The 17,557-nt window shown below is 41.8% G+C and carries 15 protein-coding genes; 4 read left to right on the top strand and 11 right to left on the bottom strand.

All coding sequences use genetic code 11. The features are described 5' to 3' along the window. The first annotated feature begins 117 nt into the window (after window positions 1-117). Window positions 118-669 (top strand): sigma-70 family RNA polymerase sigma factor, encoded by a 552-nt coding sequence (locus D0907_RS07400; protein ID WP_051501774.1) that lies wholly within the window; start codon window positions 118-120, stop codon window positions 667-669. A 94-nt stretch (window positions 670-763) separates the two neighbouring features. On the opposite strand, the gene D0907_RS07395 is transcribed toward D0907_RS07400, so the two are convergent. Both D0907_RS07395 and D0907_RS07390 read right to left on the bottom strand, forming a co-directional pair. Continuing rightward, entirely contained in the window at window positions 764-2,257 is a 1,494-nt protein-coding gene (locus D0907_RS07395) for a BCCT family transporter (RefSeq protein ID WP_231387323.1), read from the bottom strand. Window positions 2,258-2,567: 310 nt separating this feature from the next. Beyond that, window positions 2,568-4,466 carry a beta-ketoacyl synthase gene (locus tag D0907_RS07390; protein WP_036968770.1) on the bottom strand — a complete coding sequence of 633 codons (1,899 nt, stop codon included), beginning with the start codon at window positions 4,464-4,466 and terminating at the stop codon, window positions 2,568-2,570. A 125-nt stretch (window positions 4,467-4,591) separates the two neighbouring features. On the opposite strand from D0907_RS07390, the gene D0907_RS07385 reads away from it, so the two are divergent. Then, the gene (locus D0907_RS07385) at window positions 4,592-5,602 is read left to right on the top strand and encodes a GlxA family transcriptional regulator (protein WP_036968773.1); all 1,011 of its coding nucleotides are present in this window, start codon (window positions 4,592-4,594) and stop codon (window positions 5,600-5,602) included. A 296-nt stretch (window positions 5,603-5,898) separates the two neighbouring features. Here the strand turns inward: D0907_RS07385 and D0907_RS07380 are convergent, their stop codons facing one another. The 9 genes from D0907_RS07380 to D0907_RS07340 form a co-directional block, all read right to left on the bottom strand. After that, entirely contained in the window at window positions 5,899-6,348 is a 450-nt protein-coding gene (locus D0907_RS07380; RefSeq protein WP_118844218.1) for a GNAT family N-acetyltransferase, read from the bottom strand. Window positions 6,349-6,457: 109 nt separating this feature from the next. Beyond that, window positions 6,458-6,952, bottom strand: a complete 495-nt coding sequence (locus D0907_RS07375) for an MgtC/SapB family protein (RefSeq protein WP_036968779.1) — start codon at window positions 6,950-6,952, stop codon at window positions 6,458-6,460. Between the two features lie 27 nt (window positions 6,953-6,979). Next, window positions 6,980-8,083 (bottom strand): GNAT family N-acetyltransferase/peptidase C39 family protein, encoded by a 1,104-nt coding sequence (locus D0907_RS07370; RefSeq protein ID WP_036968782.1) that lies wholly within the window; start codon window positions 8,081-8,083, stop codon window positions 6,980-6,982. Then, entirely contained in the window at window positions 8,084-9,478 is a 1,395-nt protein-coding gene (locus tag D0907_RS07365; protein ID WP_036968785.1) for a RimK family protein, read from the bottom strand. It abuts the gene before it with no gap. A 251-nt stretch (window positions 9,479-9,729) separates the two neighbouring features. Next, window positions 9,730-10,206 (bottom strand): GreA/GreB family elongation factor, encoded by a 477-nt coding sequence (locus D0907_RS07360; RefSeq protein WP_036969237.1) that lies wholly within the window; start codon window positions 10,204-10,206, stop codon window positions 9,730-9,732. Window positions 10,207-10,387: 181 nt separating this feature from the next. Next, window positions 10,388-11,308, bottom strand: coding sequence for a protein translocase subunit SecF (gene secF / locus D0907_RS07355; RefSeq protein ID WP_075593635.1), 921 nt, complete (start codon window positions 11,306-11,308; stop codon window positions 10,388-10,390). After that, window positions 11,305-13,116 carry a protein translocase subunit SecD gene (gene secD / locus D0907_RS07350; RefSeq protein WP_065979847.1) on the bottom strand — a complete coding sequence of 604 codons (1,812 nt, stop codon included), beginning with the start codon at window positions 13,114-13,116 and terminating at the stop codon, window positions 11,305-11,307. Before secD ends, secF begins: the two co-directional genes overlap by 4 nt. A 73-nt stretch (window positions 13,117-13,189) precedes the next feature. Then, a complete protein-coding gene (locus D0907_RS07345; protein ID WP_036968795.1) occupies window positions 13,190-13,627 on the bottom strand; it encodes a hypothetical protein in 438 nt (145 codons plus the stop codon). Window positions 13,628-13,755: 128 nt separating this feature from the next. Then, on the bottom strand, window positions 13,756-14,802 hold the full coding sequence (locus D0907_RS07340) for an NAD(P)-dependent alcohol dehydrogenase (RefSeq protein WP_036968798.1): 1,047 nt from the start codon (window positions 14,800-14,802) through the stop codon (window positions 13,756-13,758). 207 nt (window positions 14,803-15,009) lie between these two features. Between D0907_RS07340 and D0907_RS07335 the strand changes: the two genes are divergently transcribed. Both D0907_RS07335 and D0907_RS07330 read left to right on the top strand, forming a co-directional pair. Further along, window positions 15,010-16,752, top strand: a complete 1,743-nt coding sequence (locus D0907_RS07335) for an ABCB family ABC transporter ATP-binding protein/permease (protein WP_118844794.1) — start codon at window positions 15,010-15,012, stop codon at window positions 16,750-16,752. A gap of 74 nt (window positions 16,753-16,826) precedes the next feature. Further along, window positions 16,827-17,540 (top strand): YebC/PmpR family DNA-binding transcriptional regulator, encoded by a 714-nt coding sequence (locus D0907_RS07330; RefSeq protein WP_036968801.1) that lies wholly within the window; start codon window positions 16,827-16,829, stop codon window positions 17,538-17,540. Window positions 17,541-17,557: the final 17 nt, after the last annotated feature.

Raw genomic sequence — 17,557 nt, 5'->3', positions numbered from 1 at the left:
GCCCTGCCATTGTAAGAGCTGTAACCCAAATACAAAAAACAGCTGCTGTTAAGCTGTCATAAATATCAAGGCAACAGCACTTAGGTGCTGATGCCTTAGTATGGACGAAGCCTAATTATGATTGAAAATATCTGGAAGCAATTCCACCAGCAACTGCTGGGATTTATCGCCAGCAAAGTGAACGACCAAGCGATGGCTGAAGACATACTGCAAGATGTCTTTATTAAAGTGCTTAACAATATCGACAGCCTTAGTGCCGCCGACAAGCTACAGCCCTGGCTTTATCAAATCTGCCGTCACGCCATAATTGATTACTACCGCAGTAAACGTCCCAATAGTAGTAGCGACGAACTAGAGCAACTGCATGCGCCTGAGGTAGACTGGGCAGCGGCTTACAGTGAGCAGCAACTCAACCGCTGTATTAACACGTTAATTCAAGATTTACCCGCCCATGTTAGCAACATACTTATCGACAGCGAGTTGCAGCAACTCAAACAACAACAAATTGCCGACAAATATAAATTGAGCCTGCCAGCGGTTAAATCACGCATCAAACGCGGTCGCGAACAACTTAAAACTAAATTACAAGCGTGCTGTAACTTTACCTTCGCAGCACAGGGCATGGATGCAGAGTGTAAGAATCAATGCGGTTGCAGCGCAGATAGTTAGCCTATTAGAAAGCCGGCACTCACTGCGACTCTTCTTTAACCACCTCTTACAAATAACTAACAATCAATGACGACTGTAAAAAATGTTGAATAGCTTACTTACATAAGTCACGAACAAATTCTTTTAAAAACCCAACAAGTTGTAAAATAAAAATTATCAAAAAAGGCAGTGCCCCAAGAATCGCTACACTTCTATTTAGTAGCTCATCGTGTTGAAGCAACAATACATAACTACATAAAAACAAAGCTAAGCACCAAGCATATAAAGTAATCCCCTGCGAGTTTTCACGCCCCACTAGCTGCTTAATGACTAAAATTGCAGAGTCTGCTGATGTCGCAACAAACACAAGTAACAGCAGCAAACTAGCCCAAATAAATACCGTACCTTGCCAACCTAATTGATGAAAAAAAACAAACAGCCCTTGGCTATAATCATCTTTTATAGCCAATAAAATACCCGATTGATTCAGTTTATCCCATTCAATTGCTGCACCAGAAAATGCAGAAAACCAAATAATTGTTACAACCGTGGGAATGCAGACAACAGCTAAAACAAACTGCCAAACAGCTCGTCCTTGGCTAATTTTCGCTAAAAAAACACCCACGAATGGCCCCCATGCTAACCACCAAAAGTAGTAATTATAAGTCCATCGATTCGCCCAATCTGAGTTATTTAACTGGCTATCAAACTGCCAAGTACCCGTTACAAGTAGTTGTATGTAATAACCTGTACCATCTAAGGCTATCTGTATAATTGGCGCTATAGGAACGACACACAAAAGCCAAATTAATAGAGTAAACGCCAAAATTACATTAAATATACTTAACGATTGCACACCGCGCCTAATACCAAACTTTGCCGATACGGTATAAATAATGAAGAGCACCCCCACTATTAGAGAGCCAATTAAAGCTGGCGAAGTTATGTTTAACTCAAGCTCAACTCCTTTGCTGATCAGTAATGTAGAATTAGCAATGGTACCAACCACACCAAAAAAAATAGCAAATACGGCAATCAACTTAACCACAAAACAGAGAGTAAGTTGCCCCTGTTTATCTACCTTATTGCCTATTGCACTCATTACAGGCGCGCACATGTCACCGGATTTACCGCTGTATTGAGTTAAACCACCTAACACGATGGCAAACACAGCATATAATGCCCACGCATGTGCGCCCCAATTAACCAGCGTTAATGCAAGACTACTTGCTAATCTATCGGGGTATAAACTTTGCTTTAAGGGTGGGTTCAATGAATGCAGCGCAGGCTCAGCGACTCCCCAAAAAACCAATCCAGAACCCATTCCCGCAGCAAAAAGCATGGCAAACCAACCAAAGTTTGAATATTCAATGCGTGCATTCTCACCTCCTATTTTACGAGTTCCCAATGGACTAAACGCAAGTATTATTACTGCAAATAATAAAAAGTTAATTAACAAAAAGAAGCCGCTGCCTATGTGTGCCAATGCTGTAGAAATCATCGGCTGAACTTGTTCTGTCATTAAATTAGGTAAAACAACAGCGATCAGTGCAACAGTCAAGCAAATAGCCAGTGCCGTTTTTTCAAGTGAAGAGGTAGAGTGTTTCAAGATTAAGCCTATAGAGTGAGCGCATTAAGAATACTGTCAGCACGGCGTTGATACAAACAGGCAAAAGTGTGAATTATTACCTTTAACGCGTAAATTATACCAATACTGAATCACTACAACGCGGCTACATGTCCCTTAAAAATGTATTTATAAGTAGAGTTATAGAGTTATAGAGTTATATACGCTCTTTTAAACTAAATTTTCTTACACGATTTAGGAGCTAAAAATAAGGTGTATTTTTTGGGGAAAACGAAAAAAGGCGCTTTAAAAGCGCCTTGCTGTCAAGAATGTGCTTAAACATGTCTTGATCTTAATACATATCCTTATAAGGATTCGATTTGTTGAACGCTATCGCTTTGTCAAAACCTGGGATAGTCATCGATTCTTCATTAATAACAATGTCGTTTTCATCAATTAAACCATCACCAAAACGATAAATAAGCTCATAATGGCCTAAATCAGCTTGTTGCTTATATTCATTTTGTGCTTGTGCAACATGGGTATTGCGGTCTTGGTACTGAGCCATTTTTGCATCGCCATGACGCTTTGTCAGCATTTGCATTGTCACGTTTGGCGACAGCACTGTGGCGGTTGCATTATTACCACCAAACCCTTTTGAGTTTATAAAAGCGATATCCATTGCATCACATTGATAGTGCGCTGTGCGAATATCTAAATGCTGGCTGTAAACATCATCGGCCACTTTATCAATAGTGGTAATACCCGGCATAATATTATGACTAAACACGCCTAACGCCATGGCAAGTTGATCACCACTTGCCGGTGCAATTGTGTGGCCAACATACGCTTTTGGCGCAGCCACTTTCCAACTATCAATCGCAAATGTTTCAGCTACTTTATGATAAATAAGAGACTCTGTTACACGATTTTGAGGTGTGCTAGAACCATGCGCTAAAATAAAGCTGCGTTTTTGTACGGCTTCTTGACCAACAATACTGCTGGCAAGCGCGACCGATTTAGCCATTGTAATATAGTTACCTGGGCCCGGTGCTGTAATTGACTTTTTAATACCGTCGGCATTTACAAATACATCGGCAACAGAGCCTTGAATATCAGCACCGAGTTCGAGTGCAAGCGCATCATCCATTAAAATTGCCACCTGTGCGCCTTCACCAATAGTAAAACCGCAGTTTTCACCAAATGGACGACTGGTACGTCGATGATCTACCACATCGGTATTATCAAGACGTTTTAGGCCTTCTTCGTTAGCAAGTGCGCTCATATTACCAAAGCCTTCGACAATTTCAGGCGTAATGGCGCATTCAACAGATGCAACAATCGCAACGCGGGTGCGACCAGCTTGAATATCGTTAACAGCAGCGCGTAGGTTGTATAAAAAGGTGGCACATGCGCCCGATGTGGTGAACGTTGTTCCAACATTACCGGTCACATACGCATTAATGAAATCAGTCGACATGGTATTTAAGCCAAGTGCTAATTGTTTGGTGCTTACGCGGTCGCCCTGTTGTCTCGCACGAATTAAGCCACCAAACCCTTCGTCATCCACTTGCCCTGCTACCGAGGCCGAATATGTACCAATTTGATCAGGCTCAACACTATTCATAACATGCTGCCATGCAAGCCCTGTAGAGCGAATGGCATCGGTTGCCGCAAAAATGGTCGCTTGTAGGCCTCGTGGTTGGTAACGACTGTTATACATGGTCGCTGGATCAAAACCTGTAGGTAATTGACCCGCGGCTTTAATCGGGTTGTCACGGGTGCTGTCGTGCTTAATAGCAAGGTCGGCACTAATGGTTACTTTTACTTTTTTATCGCTGAGATCTTCAACCTGCCAACTTGCAGGTACTGGCGTTGGTAAATCACGACGACGAGTTTCAAACACAATTTGCTGCTCGTCAGACGCTGTCAGCGTCATTTTTTGTTGCCACGGAGTTGCATCAACGTCAAAGTGATTTTTTTCAATTTTACGGATTAGCGTACCTGCTAATACTTGTTCGCCGAATTGTGCTTCAATATCAGCTTCGTTAATAACGTTGCCTTCAGCATCTTTTAAAACGCCGTCGGTCAGTGTTACTAAATTCATTAACGTCGCTAAGCCTAAAAATGTCTCCTGACGGGCTGTTGCATCTAAGCTGTCTAACACGATACGACGATAACCTTGATGAAAAGAAGTGCGGCCAGCGGCATTAATACCACCCATACCAACAATAACGGGTAATGCTGTCATAAATAACCTTGAGAAACGTGTTACGAGAATTACTTAAGTTTAAATGGATTAACTAGGTAGCCTTGTGCTTTAATAGCCAAATAACATGCATAATAGGCCAAAACCAACTGGTCGGAGCAATAAAAGTGACACACGGTAAACATGCAAACGCCATCGAAATTAGTATTTTAGTGTACCCTCACCTACTCATTACAAGTCTTACTCTACCTATAGAAATGCTTAGGGCGGGTGAAGCTTTTGCGAAAAGTCATCACCGGTACGATGAATTTACCCCGCTTAATATCAATTTAGTTGCCAGCACAGTAAAACCGATTGCAAACAGAACGGGGCTTGCCATTATGCCCGACAGCGACCCCGACACAGCGCCATATAGCGATTTAATTATTGTTCCAGGTATTTGGCGTAACCCTCGACCTGTGGTGAGTAAACATCCTCGCCTTGTTAATTGGCTCGCTGATTCGTGGCTGCAAGGGAGCCATATAGTGGGCGTAGGCACAGGTAATTGCTTAGTAGCAGAAGCAGGTTTATTAAACGGTCACCCAGCCACAACGCATTGGCATTATGCTGAACAATTTAAACGAGATTACCCTAATGTACAGTTAAAGCCTGACTTCTTTATTACCCAGTCTGAGCGTATGTATACCGTTGCCAGTTTGAATGCCTTAGCCGATGTCATTGTGCATATAATTAGCCAGTATTATGGCCGAGAAGCCGCACAACATGTAGAGCGTAACTTCTCCCATGAAATTCGAAAACCTTACGAAGATCAGCGTTATTTAGAAGGTGCTGTTGATAAACACCCAGACGAATTAATTGCACAGATCCAGTTTTGGCTTAAAAACAATCTAACATCTGAGCTCACCTTACAGGAAATTGCAGCCCAATTTAGTTTAAGCTATCGAACGTTTACCCGACGTTTTCGCCAAGCCACCAGCCAAACTCCGATTGAATATTGGCAGCAGTTACGTGTACAAAGCGCGAAAGAATTACTCGCCTCTTCTAATTTATCAATCCAAGAGGTGGCACTTGAAGTTGGCTATAATGACCAAGGACATTTAACCCGTGTATTTAAGAAAGTACTGTCGCAAACACCCAGTGAATATAGAACAGTGGTAAGACGTAAGCTATTTGGTTAACGCTATTCGATACCATAAAACAACGCTTCAAAAGCCAACTCATACCATTTTGCTTAATTAAGTGAATAATTTTTGAGCGAATAAAACTTCGTTTGATAACAAGGCAAAAATTTAGTTATTTAGTTATTCTCGGCAATTGCTCCTGCATTGCTCTACCACCTGCATCCACGCAGTCGTAAATCAGACATTTTTAACGTAGGTAACGACCAGTTTAATCACTCGAAAGGATTTAATATTAATGAAAATGGGAATAGGTAGTGTAGGCGACGCATTTTTAATTATTGAGACAAACTAACTTAATTGGAAGCAAGCTCTTTGCTGAATATAATTTTGCTCTTGTGCGGGTTACCCCTGTCTTCATAACCCGCTATGGTATAGCCATTTTTTATCAACAGACTTAGCATCGCAGGAAAACGATTCATTGATTTCACATTAATTGCATCGTAATTATGCTCTTTCACCCACATTTCTTGTGCTGCTAATAAAGCTTGAGCAATTCCCATCCCTCGGCACTTTGGCAACACGGCACCAAGCCAACTATAAAAGGTATTATTATCTAACCCATAACCGAGCTTATACGCGACAGGCTCATTATCAATATACGCGACTAAAACAAGATGCTCACGACCAGCCAACTTTGCGTGTAATTTACTTAGCGTATTTCTGCCATCAAACTCAGGAATTTGGCTATCTACAAGTAATAAATCTTGTAAATTAGCTGATTTTATTGAGTAACAAGTTGTCATTACATTTTTCCTACTCAAAATCTAAATTCAAATTGATCTGACTCCAAAAAGGATCCTACTTTATCGGGGTCAGATCAAATATCTAATGTTTGATTTCTAATTTCTAAAACTATTTTTCTTTCCGATAATACAATTTTGAATAGCGTTTTACTTGTGCGTGAACACCCCGGCCTAAACTTTTAAACTTCGCTTCCAGTACATCAACACCGTATAAAATAACCACAACCAATACCGAAAGCTTGATAGCGGCCATAAGGTTATCAGTGGCAATTACGACACCGATAGACGCTAATACCCAAATGGTTGCAGCTGAAGTAACACCCACCACTGCGCCATCTTTTGCCAGCATGACACCGGCACCTAAAAAGCCAATACCTGTGATTATTTGCCCAACTACACGAGAGTGGTCAATTACATCACCATGTAACATAAATGCGGTGGCTAAGAATAAATAGGTCCCTAGAACAATAAGCGCCGAGGTGCGAATACCCACTGGCTTTCCGCGCAATTGGCGCTCCATACCAATGATCGCACCACAAAATGCAGCACTACCAATTGCAGACCAAGAGTAAGGGGCAATATCAAATAGACTATTCAGTGTCACTGTACTTCCAAATATTTGAATTAATAATTATAAAGAAAACGCCATCGCGGTGCTTAACCGCAATGATCCAAAGCTGGCCATTTTACTAAAATCGGCTTTTGCTATTGGCACATGTTGGCAATCAATGGCGAGTTGCTTTTTGTCTTCACAAAATGGGTCATGAACATATAAGCAATGCTCATCCACATGCGTTACGCACACCCAATGTGGTGATTTTTTACCATCAAAGCGATATGTACTAATGAGTAAAACTACCGCTTTACCCGCCGCTAGCCATGTTTCAATATCGTTAAGGGTTAGTTCTTGATAGCGTACAGGCATTTTCGCAACGATAGCTTCAGCAACAAATTGGTTATGCACTGTGTGTAAAATTGCTTTTTTCTTTTCACTTCTTACACCATCGATAAACAATGATTCACGGGTATTTAAAACAACATCAGCCTTAAATCCACGTTTCATCGCTGCAAGTGCTAAACCCAGCGGATGGCAGCCACCGTGACCCGAGGTCATAAAAATGGTGGTTGCCTCACGCCAAATATCAAGTTCTTTTAATTGGCTCATTGGCGTATTATTAAGCGACGACATAGCCATTAGTAATGCCGCGGGACCACAGGTAAATTCAGTGGTTTGTTGATACCACGGTGTGTGTTTATCAGCATTAAAAGCGGTATTACGACGAATCGTTTTTTGCATTCGTAGCGCATCACTGTGATCATCATAATAATCACTGTAATGACCAAATACATGATAACCATGCTTTTCGTATAAACGAATTGCGGCCTGATTATTGACTGCAACCTCTAGTCGCATAAAACTACGACCCCGTTTTACAGTCTCGTTTTCAAGAGCAATTAGCAGCTGCGAAGCCACCCCTTTACCTTGTTGGCTCGCAAGGACGGCCAATGAGTACAACCGCGCTAACCGCGTGCCTTTATGACACCACACAAGGCCATAACCGACCAATTCACTGTTAACTTCAGCAACCATTAACAAACCATGGCTTGCTGAAAGCCAGCGTTTTAAGCTGCGACTGCTTAATCTATCTTGACTAAAGCTTTGCTCTTCAATGGCAACAAGTGCCGCCAAATCCGATACTTCCGCAAACCGGATTTGGCAATGTGGTGTCTTCATTTAACCTCGGCCTCGTGCTTCAAGGCGTTGCTTAAATTCGTCCATAATGATCATATAAAGCTCATCGCCAAGGTAGGCATCTTCTACTTTGTGATCAATGCTCGGGTTATCGTTTACTTCAAGTACGTACGCGCGCCCTTGATGTTCTTTTACATCAACGCCATACAAACCTTTACCCACTGTTTTACAGGCTTTTAATGCCGCATCTAATACCACTTTCGGTAACTCAAAAGTCGGGAGAGTTTCAAATCCACCTGAAAAAAAGCGTTTTGCATCATGGTTGTAAATTTGCCAATGATTACGCGCCATTAAATAACGACATGCATAAATCGCGCGACCATTTAACACCCCTACACGCCAGTCATACTCTGTGTACATATACTCTTGTGCTAGCACTAGCGCACTGAACTCAAAAAGCTCCGTGAGTTTTGCAATCAGCTCTTCACGGTTCTGAACTTTAAACACCCCTTTAGAGAATGACCCCTCTGGCATCTTTAGTACTAATGGGTACGTAAAGTTTGTTTCTAAGTTTTCAATGGTGTCTGTTGATGTATCAGCTACCACATGTGTTTTTAAGCTTGGCACTTTTTGATAATTAAAGGCATCGTGTAAGTACACTTTATTACAGCAGCGTAAAATTGACTCTGCGTCATCAATTACCACAAGCCCTAAGCTTTGTGCTTTACTTGCTAATCGATAAGTTGGGTGGTCAATCGCCGTTGTTTGACGAATAAATAGTGCGTCGTATTGCGCAATACTGGTAATTTCATCAAAAGTCAGTGCTTGTGCATAAATGCCATGCTTAGCTGCCGCTTTAATAAATTTTGCAATGGCGTCTTTATCACTGGGTGGTACTTTTTCTTGGTGATCAACCAAAATCGCCATATCCCAGCGGTAACGGCGTTTTTTATCGTGAATACGCCAGACAGATTCTGTGAAGCTGCTTAACTGTTTTACAAATTCGGCAAACGCGTCGTCATCAAGCGCCGCAATAGCACCTTGTTTCACTACACCTTGCTCGTCACACACCAGTATTGGCGCAGGGTATTGTGAAAACAATGCTTTAGTTGCTTTAATATCGTCTTCGCAATGTGTTTGCCCAAAAAATACGGTGCGACCTTGTAATTGCATGTGGCGAGAGCTGTGCTCATCTGAACGTAATGCATTAATGGTTTTTACGCTGGGTAATACTTGGTGCTGTCTTGCTTCTGCAAGTAAAGAACAATAGTAACCCTTACTTAAATACTGTCCTGTATCGCACAGATTTAAAATACGTGTTTTGGGTTCGTTATGTTTTGGGTAATCACGTAGGTAAGTATCAAAAGTGATCACATTTTCAAAGTTTTGAGCAATACGCTGCTCGTTGTTATCAACCACAATCAAGGTTTTAAACACGACTTTTCCTATAATAAGTCTTTAATAATGAAAAAACACCCAACCAATTAAGTGAATGCATGAGGCTAAAATTCACTCAACTAGATGGGTGCTTATGATACCAACCCGCAATAATGCAAAATCATTTAGATTGATTAAGCGTGTGGGTATAAGCGCTAAGCTTGATGTGATTTATAGAGTGTTTTGCGAGGAGTTACCAACGAGATATTTTTCACTTAAAGATGAAATTTACTAATTAAAAATCAGTGTGTTTAAATTAACTTATCAATGGTATAAAACTGCTTTTTGTCGCCTATGACAAGTTCGACTTCGTCATCCACTTTTTTACCAAGCAATTTTTTACCTAAAGGTGCTTCGCGAGTCACAACATAAATCGTGTGCTCTTTAACTGTCACTGATAAGCCACCAGAACTTGGACCAATAAAGAACCATTTTTGCTGGTCTTGATCATCAATAAGAGAGACCAATGCCCCTTCGCGAACTTTCGGAAATTCTGTTTCTTTGAATACCGTATTAAACGCTTGAATATCACGGTAACATTCATTCACTCGTTCAGCTTGACCTTGAGCTAAATAGGCCGCCTCTAATCCTAGGGTGTCGTATTGAGTTTCGGCCACACTTTCTTCATGGGTGGCAGCATCATGAGCCGCTTTTGCCGCTTCTTTAGCACGGTGTAATTGCGATTCTAAGGCGAAACGAAGGTGTTCTATAACGTGTGTTTTATTCATATCAAAGCAGCTAAAACGTAAAATGCGCATTCTACCCTGTTTTACGATTTTTGTAACTGAACTGATATGGTTTGAATATGTTAGCAATAGCTCATTAGCTTATCTGATTGGTGCTTTATATTGCGCGTGCTAAGTTTAAAAAAGCGCAGGGTTAATCATGATTAACCCTGCGCAAGTGTGGTTAAGGCATATCAATGTAAGCTTGGGTTTTATCATCTAAAGTTTGCGTGTAATTATCGCTACTCAGACCCAATAACTGCGGTAACGTGGCAGCAATACAAATTGATGAAAATGTTCCCACCACAATGCCGACAAATAAGGCAATCGCGAACCCGGTTAATGCAGCACCGGCTAACAGCCATATACATGCGATGGTCGCAAGTGTTGTACCTGAGGTAATTAATGTGCGAGTGAGTGTAGAGCGTATTGCATCGTTGATCACCACATGAGTATCAATGCGCTGACTACCTGATTGAATACGTAAAAGCTCCCTGACTCTGTCGCCAACAATGATTGAGTCATTTAATGAGTAACCAATAATTGCTAATAAACTCGCCAGCACGGTTAAATTAAACTCAAGCCCTAATAACGAAAACAAACCTAGCACCAAAATTAAGTCATGTAATAGTGCGACCACTGAGCCCACAGCCAGTCGCCATTCAAAACGCACGGCTAAATACACCATAATTGCGATAAGTGCGGCAAAAAGTGCTAAACAACCTTGCTCAAATAACTCATCACCCACTTGAGACCCTAAAAATGAAGTTGAAAGCACTTTAAAGTCAATGCCTTGCTGGCTAAGCTCTGCCTGCCAATTAGCCGTTGTATTAAGGTCTGGGGCTTGTCTTAAAACAAAGTGATGATCGCCTGCTTTGCTTATTATTAGTTTATCGACGACCTCAGGGCTTAACTTTGCTGTTAAGTCTGCAATCGAGGTAACCGATTCGGTGCTAATATCTGTGATATAGCCCCCTGTAAAATCAAGTCCAAAGTTTAACCCTTTAGCCGATAACACCCCAAGGCTACTTATCACTAGCGCACAGCTTAGAAGTAATCCTAAAACGCGCGCTTTACTTGCTGCTGTTAATGTAGACCAGCTCATGCTTTTGCCCCCGCTAAATTCGTTAATTTAATATACAGTGTTTGGCTAAGTGCTTTTGAAATATACACACCGGTGAACACACTGGTGAGTAAGCCAAGTGCTAACGTAATGGCAAATCCTTTGACGGGGCCATACCCGACTGCATACAAAATAATCGCCGTAATCATGGTTGTTACGTTTGCGTCAAAAATGGTGGAAAATGCTTGATTATAACCCTGCTCAATGGCTTGATAGGTGGGTCTACCTTTGCGTTTTTCTTCTTTAATACGCTCGAAAATAATCACATTAGTATCAACGGCCATACCTATGGTCAACACTAAGCCCGCAATGCCAGGTAGCGTGAGTACAACGCCCGGTAATAATGACATTAACCCCACTAGTGCCGTTAAATTAAGTAATAAAGCAATATTGGCAATAAGCCCTAAGCGGCGATACCACAGCGCCATAAAAGCAAGAGTAATGCCTATACCCAGCATTAATGCAGCAAGGCCATGCTCAATATTCTCAGCACCTAAGCTTGGCCCTATCGTTTGCTCTTGAACTATTGTAACGGGTGCTGTGAGCGAACCTGCACGCAATAACAATGCTAAATCGTAGGCCGCTTGTGGGCTTTTCATATTGGTGATACTAAAACGTGAACTTAAATGTTGAGCAATATTGGCGATATTAATCACTTCACTTTTTTTAATCACTTCGCCGTTGGCGTTTCGCGAATACTCTGAGTAAACAGTGGCCATGGGTTTACCAATGTTGCGTTTTGAAAAAGCAGACATTGCATCGCCACCTTGCGAATCTAAACTCAACTGAACAAGCGGTTTCCCCCACTCATCTTTGCCCACATTAGCGTTATTAATATGGTCCCCCGAAAAAATAGCGACAGGGTTAAGGTTAACAACTCCGCCACCTTGTACATTAAAGGCTTTGCCACCTACTTCAACAACCTGATAAAAATCAAGGGTTGCTGTCGCACCAATGATCCGCTTTGCCTCTGCGGGGTCTTGCACACCGGGTAACTCTATGCGGATACGCTGCTTGCCTTGTCTCTGTGTTACCGCTTCAGTAATACCGAGCTCTTCAATACGTCCTCGTAATGTTGTTAAGCTCTGCGCCATCACTTGTTTATCAAACTCACTGCGGCTTTGCTCATCAAAATGCAAAAACGCCGTGGTTAAATTATTACTGGTTGATTTAGTTTGCACGAGGCCTTTAAATTGCGCTTGTAACGTGGCGACTAAGCCAGCCAGGTTATTTTCAGCACTGGGTAAAACGTGCAGTTCAATGCCGCCTTTCACTTCACTGGCACGAATGCCGCGTACTTTCTCTTTGCGAAGTACTAACTTAGTTTGTTGATAGACACTACTTAGGTGCTCTTGCATCGCTTTATCTAAATCAACATCAAGCACGAATAGCACGCCACCGTTTAAATCTAGCCCGAGCTTTATTGGCGATAAGCCTAACTGCTGTAACCATTGAGGGCTTGTGGCATGCTCAACAATTTTGCTATTTAAGGTGGGGTACGCTGTTTTAATAAAGCTCAGCGCATTGGCACTTTGTGTTGGCTCATTTAATAAAATAGCCAACTGATTAGCTGAATCATTCGCTTTGTCTACCTTAAAACCCTGTTGATTTAGCGAATTAGTCACCATTTGCAGTGATACAACCTGTTCAGGTTGCTCGATGTGTAACCACGATTTATTTGGGTATAAATTAGGTAACGCACTGATAGCTAATAAAATACAGGCAGCTATCATAGCGGCATAGCTCATTTTTAGTCGACGCCAAAACGTCGGCTTTTGTTTCTTTGACATACAAGACTTCCTTCCGACTCTATTAAGCCGGTAAAATTAATTCCTAAAATAAAAAAATGACGAAGGAAGTCGTTTAGCTGTGGTATGTAGCGCGGGCTTTATAAATAAGATTAGCGTCTTTCCAGCCACTAATACGTGATTTTCGCGCACTCGTAATAGCAAACCAAGGAACAGTCTGTGCTCTTTTAGGAGGTGCTAAGAAATGTGCTTTACCCCAGTTTTCAGCGAAAAACTCAATCAATAACTCATAATCAGGATCTACCTGACTATGGTAAAGAAATAAGGATGAATTACTGGCTGTAAGTCGGGGTAATAAAGTATCAAAACCCGACTTTTCTAAAGGCTTTGGATGAACAATAACCTGTTTATGGGCAATGATAGGGGGTTTAGTTAACTCAAGCTGATAAAATTTAGTGGCAACCAGTGGCGAATCAGTCGAAGGCGCAGCTAAGCTCTGTGCACTAAAAAGCACAGTAAATAGCAATATAATGACTGAAAAAAACCGTAACAAAGAGAAACCAATAAATTAAGCGGATAACCCCTCTATAATGAGGGTTAAAAAATAAAAAACAAGTCATTAAACACATAAAAGCGAGCCTAAAGAGGCTCGCGTTTTAGTGTCAACTTACTGCGTTGTTATCACACGTCTAATGATGACATATCAATGACAAAACGTGAGGCCATATCACCTTGTTTTAATTTATCGAAGGCATCATTAATTTCGTCCATTTTGATCATTTCAACTTCCGGAAGAATATTATGTAAGGCACAGAAATCTAAGATCTCTTGTGTTTGCGCTATCCCTCCAATCAATGAACCGGCAACACGACGGCGCCCCAATAACATTGGAACTGAGTTTGACTCAGCAAGCTCACCCACTTGACCAACCAAGACTTGCGTACCATCAATATCAAGTAATGGCATGTAAGGTGTAAAGTCATGCTTTACAGGTATGGTATTTATAATGAGATCAAATTGATTAGCATGTGCTTGCATCGCCGCTTCGTCGCTTGAGACTAATAACTCTTTTGCGCCATACGATAGCACCTGCTGTTTTTTCTTATCGCTACGGCTAATAGCCGTCACATGTGCGCCCATTGCCGCTGCAATTTTAATTGCCATGTGGCCTAAACCACCTAAGCCGATTACAGCCACACGACTGCCCGGACCCACATTCCAAGTACGAAGTGGTGAATAGGTTGTGATACCTGCACATAAAATAGGTGCGCATTTAGCTAAATCTAAACCTTTTGGTACACGTAATACAAACTCTTCACGCACCACGATGTGTTTTGAATAGCCGCCTTGGGTTAATTCACCGCTAATTCGGTCTTGACCAGAATAAGTGCCAACCATGCCTTCACGGCAAAACTGCTCTTCACCCTGATGACATTGGTCACAACTCAGGCAACTATCAACCATGCAACCTACCGCAACATGATCGCCTACTTTGTACTTAGTAACGCCGCTGCCTACTTCAAGAACACGGCCTACAATTTCATGACCTGGCACAACGGGGTACTGAGTCCATCCCCAATCATTTTCTGCAGTGTGTAAATCTGAATGACACACACCACAATAAAGGATTTCAATCGAGACATCTTCGTCACGAAGTGCACGACGTTCAAAATGATACGGCTCTAAAGGTTTTTCTGAGGCATGTGCTGCATAACCAATGGTTTTCATGATTACTCCTTTACTTTCTTCGTGTTTACGTTTGTATTTAACTACATGTTAATGCTCTCATGTATACTGTCACCAGTATAGAGGTAAAGCTGCATTTTCACTTTCCTAAAATACCGATATGTTTGCCTATTTTTATTAAATTAATTCTAAGAGACCCCCATGCGTGGAATGAGCCGTCGAGAACAGGTTACAAAATCCCCTGATGCTATGAATTTGTCACAAAGCATTAAAACACTGTGGCCCTATTTAATGACGTTTAAAGGAAGAGTTACTTTAGCAGTATTAGCACTGATTGCTGCTAAAGGCGCGACATTATTGATGCCTTGGGCTCTAAAAGAAATTATCGACGCCGTTGATGCCAATATTCACCCTATTTTAAGTGTGCCTGTTGCCCTATTAGTGGCCTATGGTTTACTTCGTTTTGCGAGTGTGTTTTTTGGCGAAATACGTGATGCCCTTTTTGGACGCGTAACAGAACACGCAATGCGTCATATCGGTCTAAAAGTGTTTAAACATTTACATAACCTCGAATTGGCTTTTCATTTAGACAGACAAACCGGCGGTATTAGTCGCGACATTGAGCGAGGCACCAATGGACTTAGCTTTTTAATGCGCTTTTTAATGTTTAATATTGTGCCCACTTTATTTGAAATTATGACTGTGGCGATTATTTTTGCCACCCTATTCTCTGCGTGGTTTGCTTTAGTGACCCTCGTGGCCGTTGCAACTTATATTGTCTTTACTGTTGTTGTCACTCAGTGGCGCAACCGATTTATTCGTGAAGCAAATGCTGCTGATAATAATTCGAATACCCGTGCAATCGACAGTTTACTTAATTACGAAACAGTAAAATATTTTAATAATGAACAGTTTGAAGCAAACACCTACGACAGTTTTCTCGCTAAATGGGAACAAGCGCGACTTAAAAACCGCATGTCGTTGCTTGCGCTTAATTCAGGACAAGCACTTATTATTGCTGCGGCCATAACGGCACTAATGTGGCTGGGCGCCAGCGATGTTGTCAATAAAAAGTTGAGTATTGGTGAGCTGGTCATGATTAATGCCTACATGATTCAGTTATTTTTACCGCTCAACTTTTTAGGCTTTGTGTACCGAGAAATCCGCCGTGCACTCACCGACCTCGAAAACATGCTCGGGCTTTTAAATAGAAAAGCAGCAATAAGCGATGATACACATGCCACACCGCTGAAATTACACAACGCAGCTATTCGCTTCGACAATGTGTCATTTAGTTACGACAAGCAACGCCCTATCTTAAAGCAATTAAGCTTTGAGGTAGCAGCTGGCAGTAAAGTCGCCATTGTGGGTGCCAGTGGAGCTGGTAAAAGTACCTTAAGCCGCCTGCTTTATCGGTTTTATGATGTCGATGCAGGAAACATTTATATTGATGACCAAGCAATTAATACGGTTACTCTAGAAAGTTTACGACAAGCAATTGCTATTGTGCCGCAAGACACCGTGTTATTTAACACCACAATTCGCGATAACATAGCTTACGGTAACCCCCAAGCAAGCGAGGCTGAGATTGATCACGCGATCTCACTTGCGCACCTTGATAGTTTTATTGCAAGTCTTGATAAGGGCGATCAAACACTCGTTGGTGATCGTGGTTTAAAAGTATCGGGGGGCGAAAAACAACGCATAGCTATTGCTCGCGCAATTTTGAAAGGCTCACCGATTTTAGTGTTTGATGAAGCAACCTCGGCTCTCGATTCACATTCAGAACAAGCTATTCTGAGCGCCATGCGTGAAGTGGCTAAAAAACACACCAGTCTTGTTATTGCGCACCGCTTATCAACCATTACAGATGCCGATAAAATCATTGTAATGCAAAATGGTAAAGTGGTTGAGCAGGGTCAACATCAGCAGCTCCTCGCAGCGAATGGCGAGTATGCCCGAATGTGGCAATTACAACAGAGTGAAGAATAAAAACTGTTAACTAGCGCGCTAAATGATTAGAATAGCCGCTTTAATTTTCACTAAAACAAAAAGGCAACACGCAGATGGGAAGAGCTTACCAAAATAAAAAAGATTCAATGGCTAAAACTGCGGGTGCTAAAACCAAAGTTTATTCTAAGTACGGTAAAGAAATTTATATCTGCGCTAAGAATGGCGGTGTAGACCCTGATGGCAACTTAGCGCTGCGCCGTTTAATCGAGCGCGCAAAGAAAGACCAAGTTCCTACGCATGTAATCGAGCGTGCAATCGATAAAGCCAAAGGGGGTGGCGGCGAAGATTATGTTGCGACCCGCTATGAAGGGTATGGCCCAGGCAACTGCATGATCATAGTTGACTGTTTAACAGACAATAACAAACGTACTTTTGCCGACGTACGTGTGTGCTTTACCAAAGCAAACGCCAAAATTGGCGCACAAAACTCGGTATCGCATATGTTTGACCACCTCGCTATTTTTGTATTCGATGGCGACGATGATGAAGCCGTATTAGAAGCATTGATGATGGCCGATGTCGATGTGACGGATGTTGAACTTGAAAACGGTAAAATCACTGTATTTGCACCGCACACAGAATACAACAATACGCGCACTGCACTTGAAGAAATGGGCATTAGCGACTTCGATGAAGATCTCATTGCTTTCGTACCACAAGTTGAAGCACCAATTGAAGGCGAAGACGTTGAAGTAATGGAACGTTTTTTATCAATGCTAGAAGAGTGCGACGACGTACAAAACGTTTACCACAACGCACAGTTTTAATTAACAAGGCCAACTAT

Origin of the sequence: Pseudoalteromonas lipolytica (genome assembly GCF_003515105.1) — a bacterium.
Classification (GTDB): Bacteria; Pseudomonadota; Gammaproteobacteria; order Enterobacterales; family Alteromonadaceae; genus Pseudoalteromonas; species Pseudoalteromonas lipolytica.
This window is presented reverse-complemented; position numbering and strand designations above follow the sequence as displayed.

Coding starts and splice junctions, on each gene's coding strand:
- D0907_RS07330 (WP_036968801.1), top strand. CDS start 16,827: ATGGGAAGAGCTTACCAAAATAAAAAAGATTCAATGGCTAAAACTGCG.
- secF (WP_075593635.1), bottom strand. CDS start 11,308: ATGAGCTGGTCTACATTAACAGCAGCAAGTAAAGCGCGCGTTTTAGGA.
- D0907_RS07380 (WP_118844218.1), bottom strand. CDS start 6,348: ATGACAACTTGTTACTCAATAAAATCAGCTAATTTACAAGATTTATTA.
- D0907_RS07400 (WP_051501774.1), top strand. CDS start 118: ATGATTGAAAATATCTGGAAGCAATTCCACCAGCAACTGCTGGGATTT.
- D0907_RS07335 (WP_118844794.1), top strand. CDS start 15,010: ATGAATTTGTCACAAAGCATTAAAACACTGTGGCCCTATTTAATGACG.
- D0907_RS07390 (WP_036968770.1), bottom strand. CDS start 4,466: ATGACAGCATTACCCGTTATTGTTGGTATGGGTGGTATTAATGCCGCT.
- D0907_RS07360 (WP_036969237.1), bottom strand. CDS start 10,206: ATGAATAAAACACACGTTATAGAACACCTTCGTTTCGCCTTAGAATCG.
- D0907_RS07340 (WP_036968798.1), bottom strand. CDS start 14,802: ATGAAAACCATTGGTTATGCAGCACATGCCTCAGAAAAACCTTTAGAG.
- D0907_RS07370 (WP_036968782.1), bottom strand. CDS start 8,083: ATGAAGACACCACATTGCCAAATCCGGTTTGCGGAAGTATCGGATTTG.
- secD (WP_065979847.1), bottom strand. CDS start 13,116: ATGTCAAAGAAACAAAAGCCGACGTTTTGGCGTCGACTAAAAATGAGC.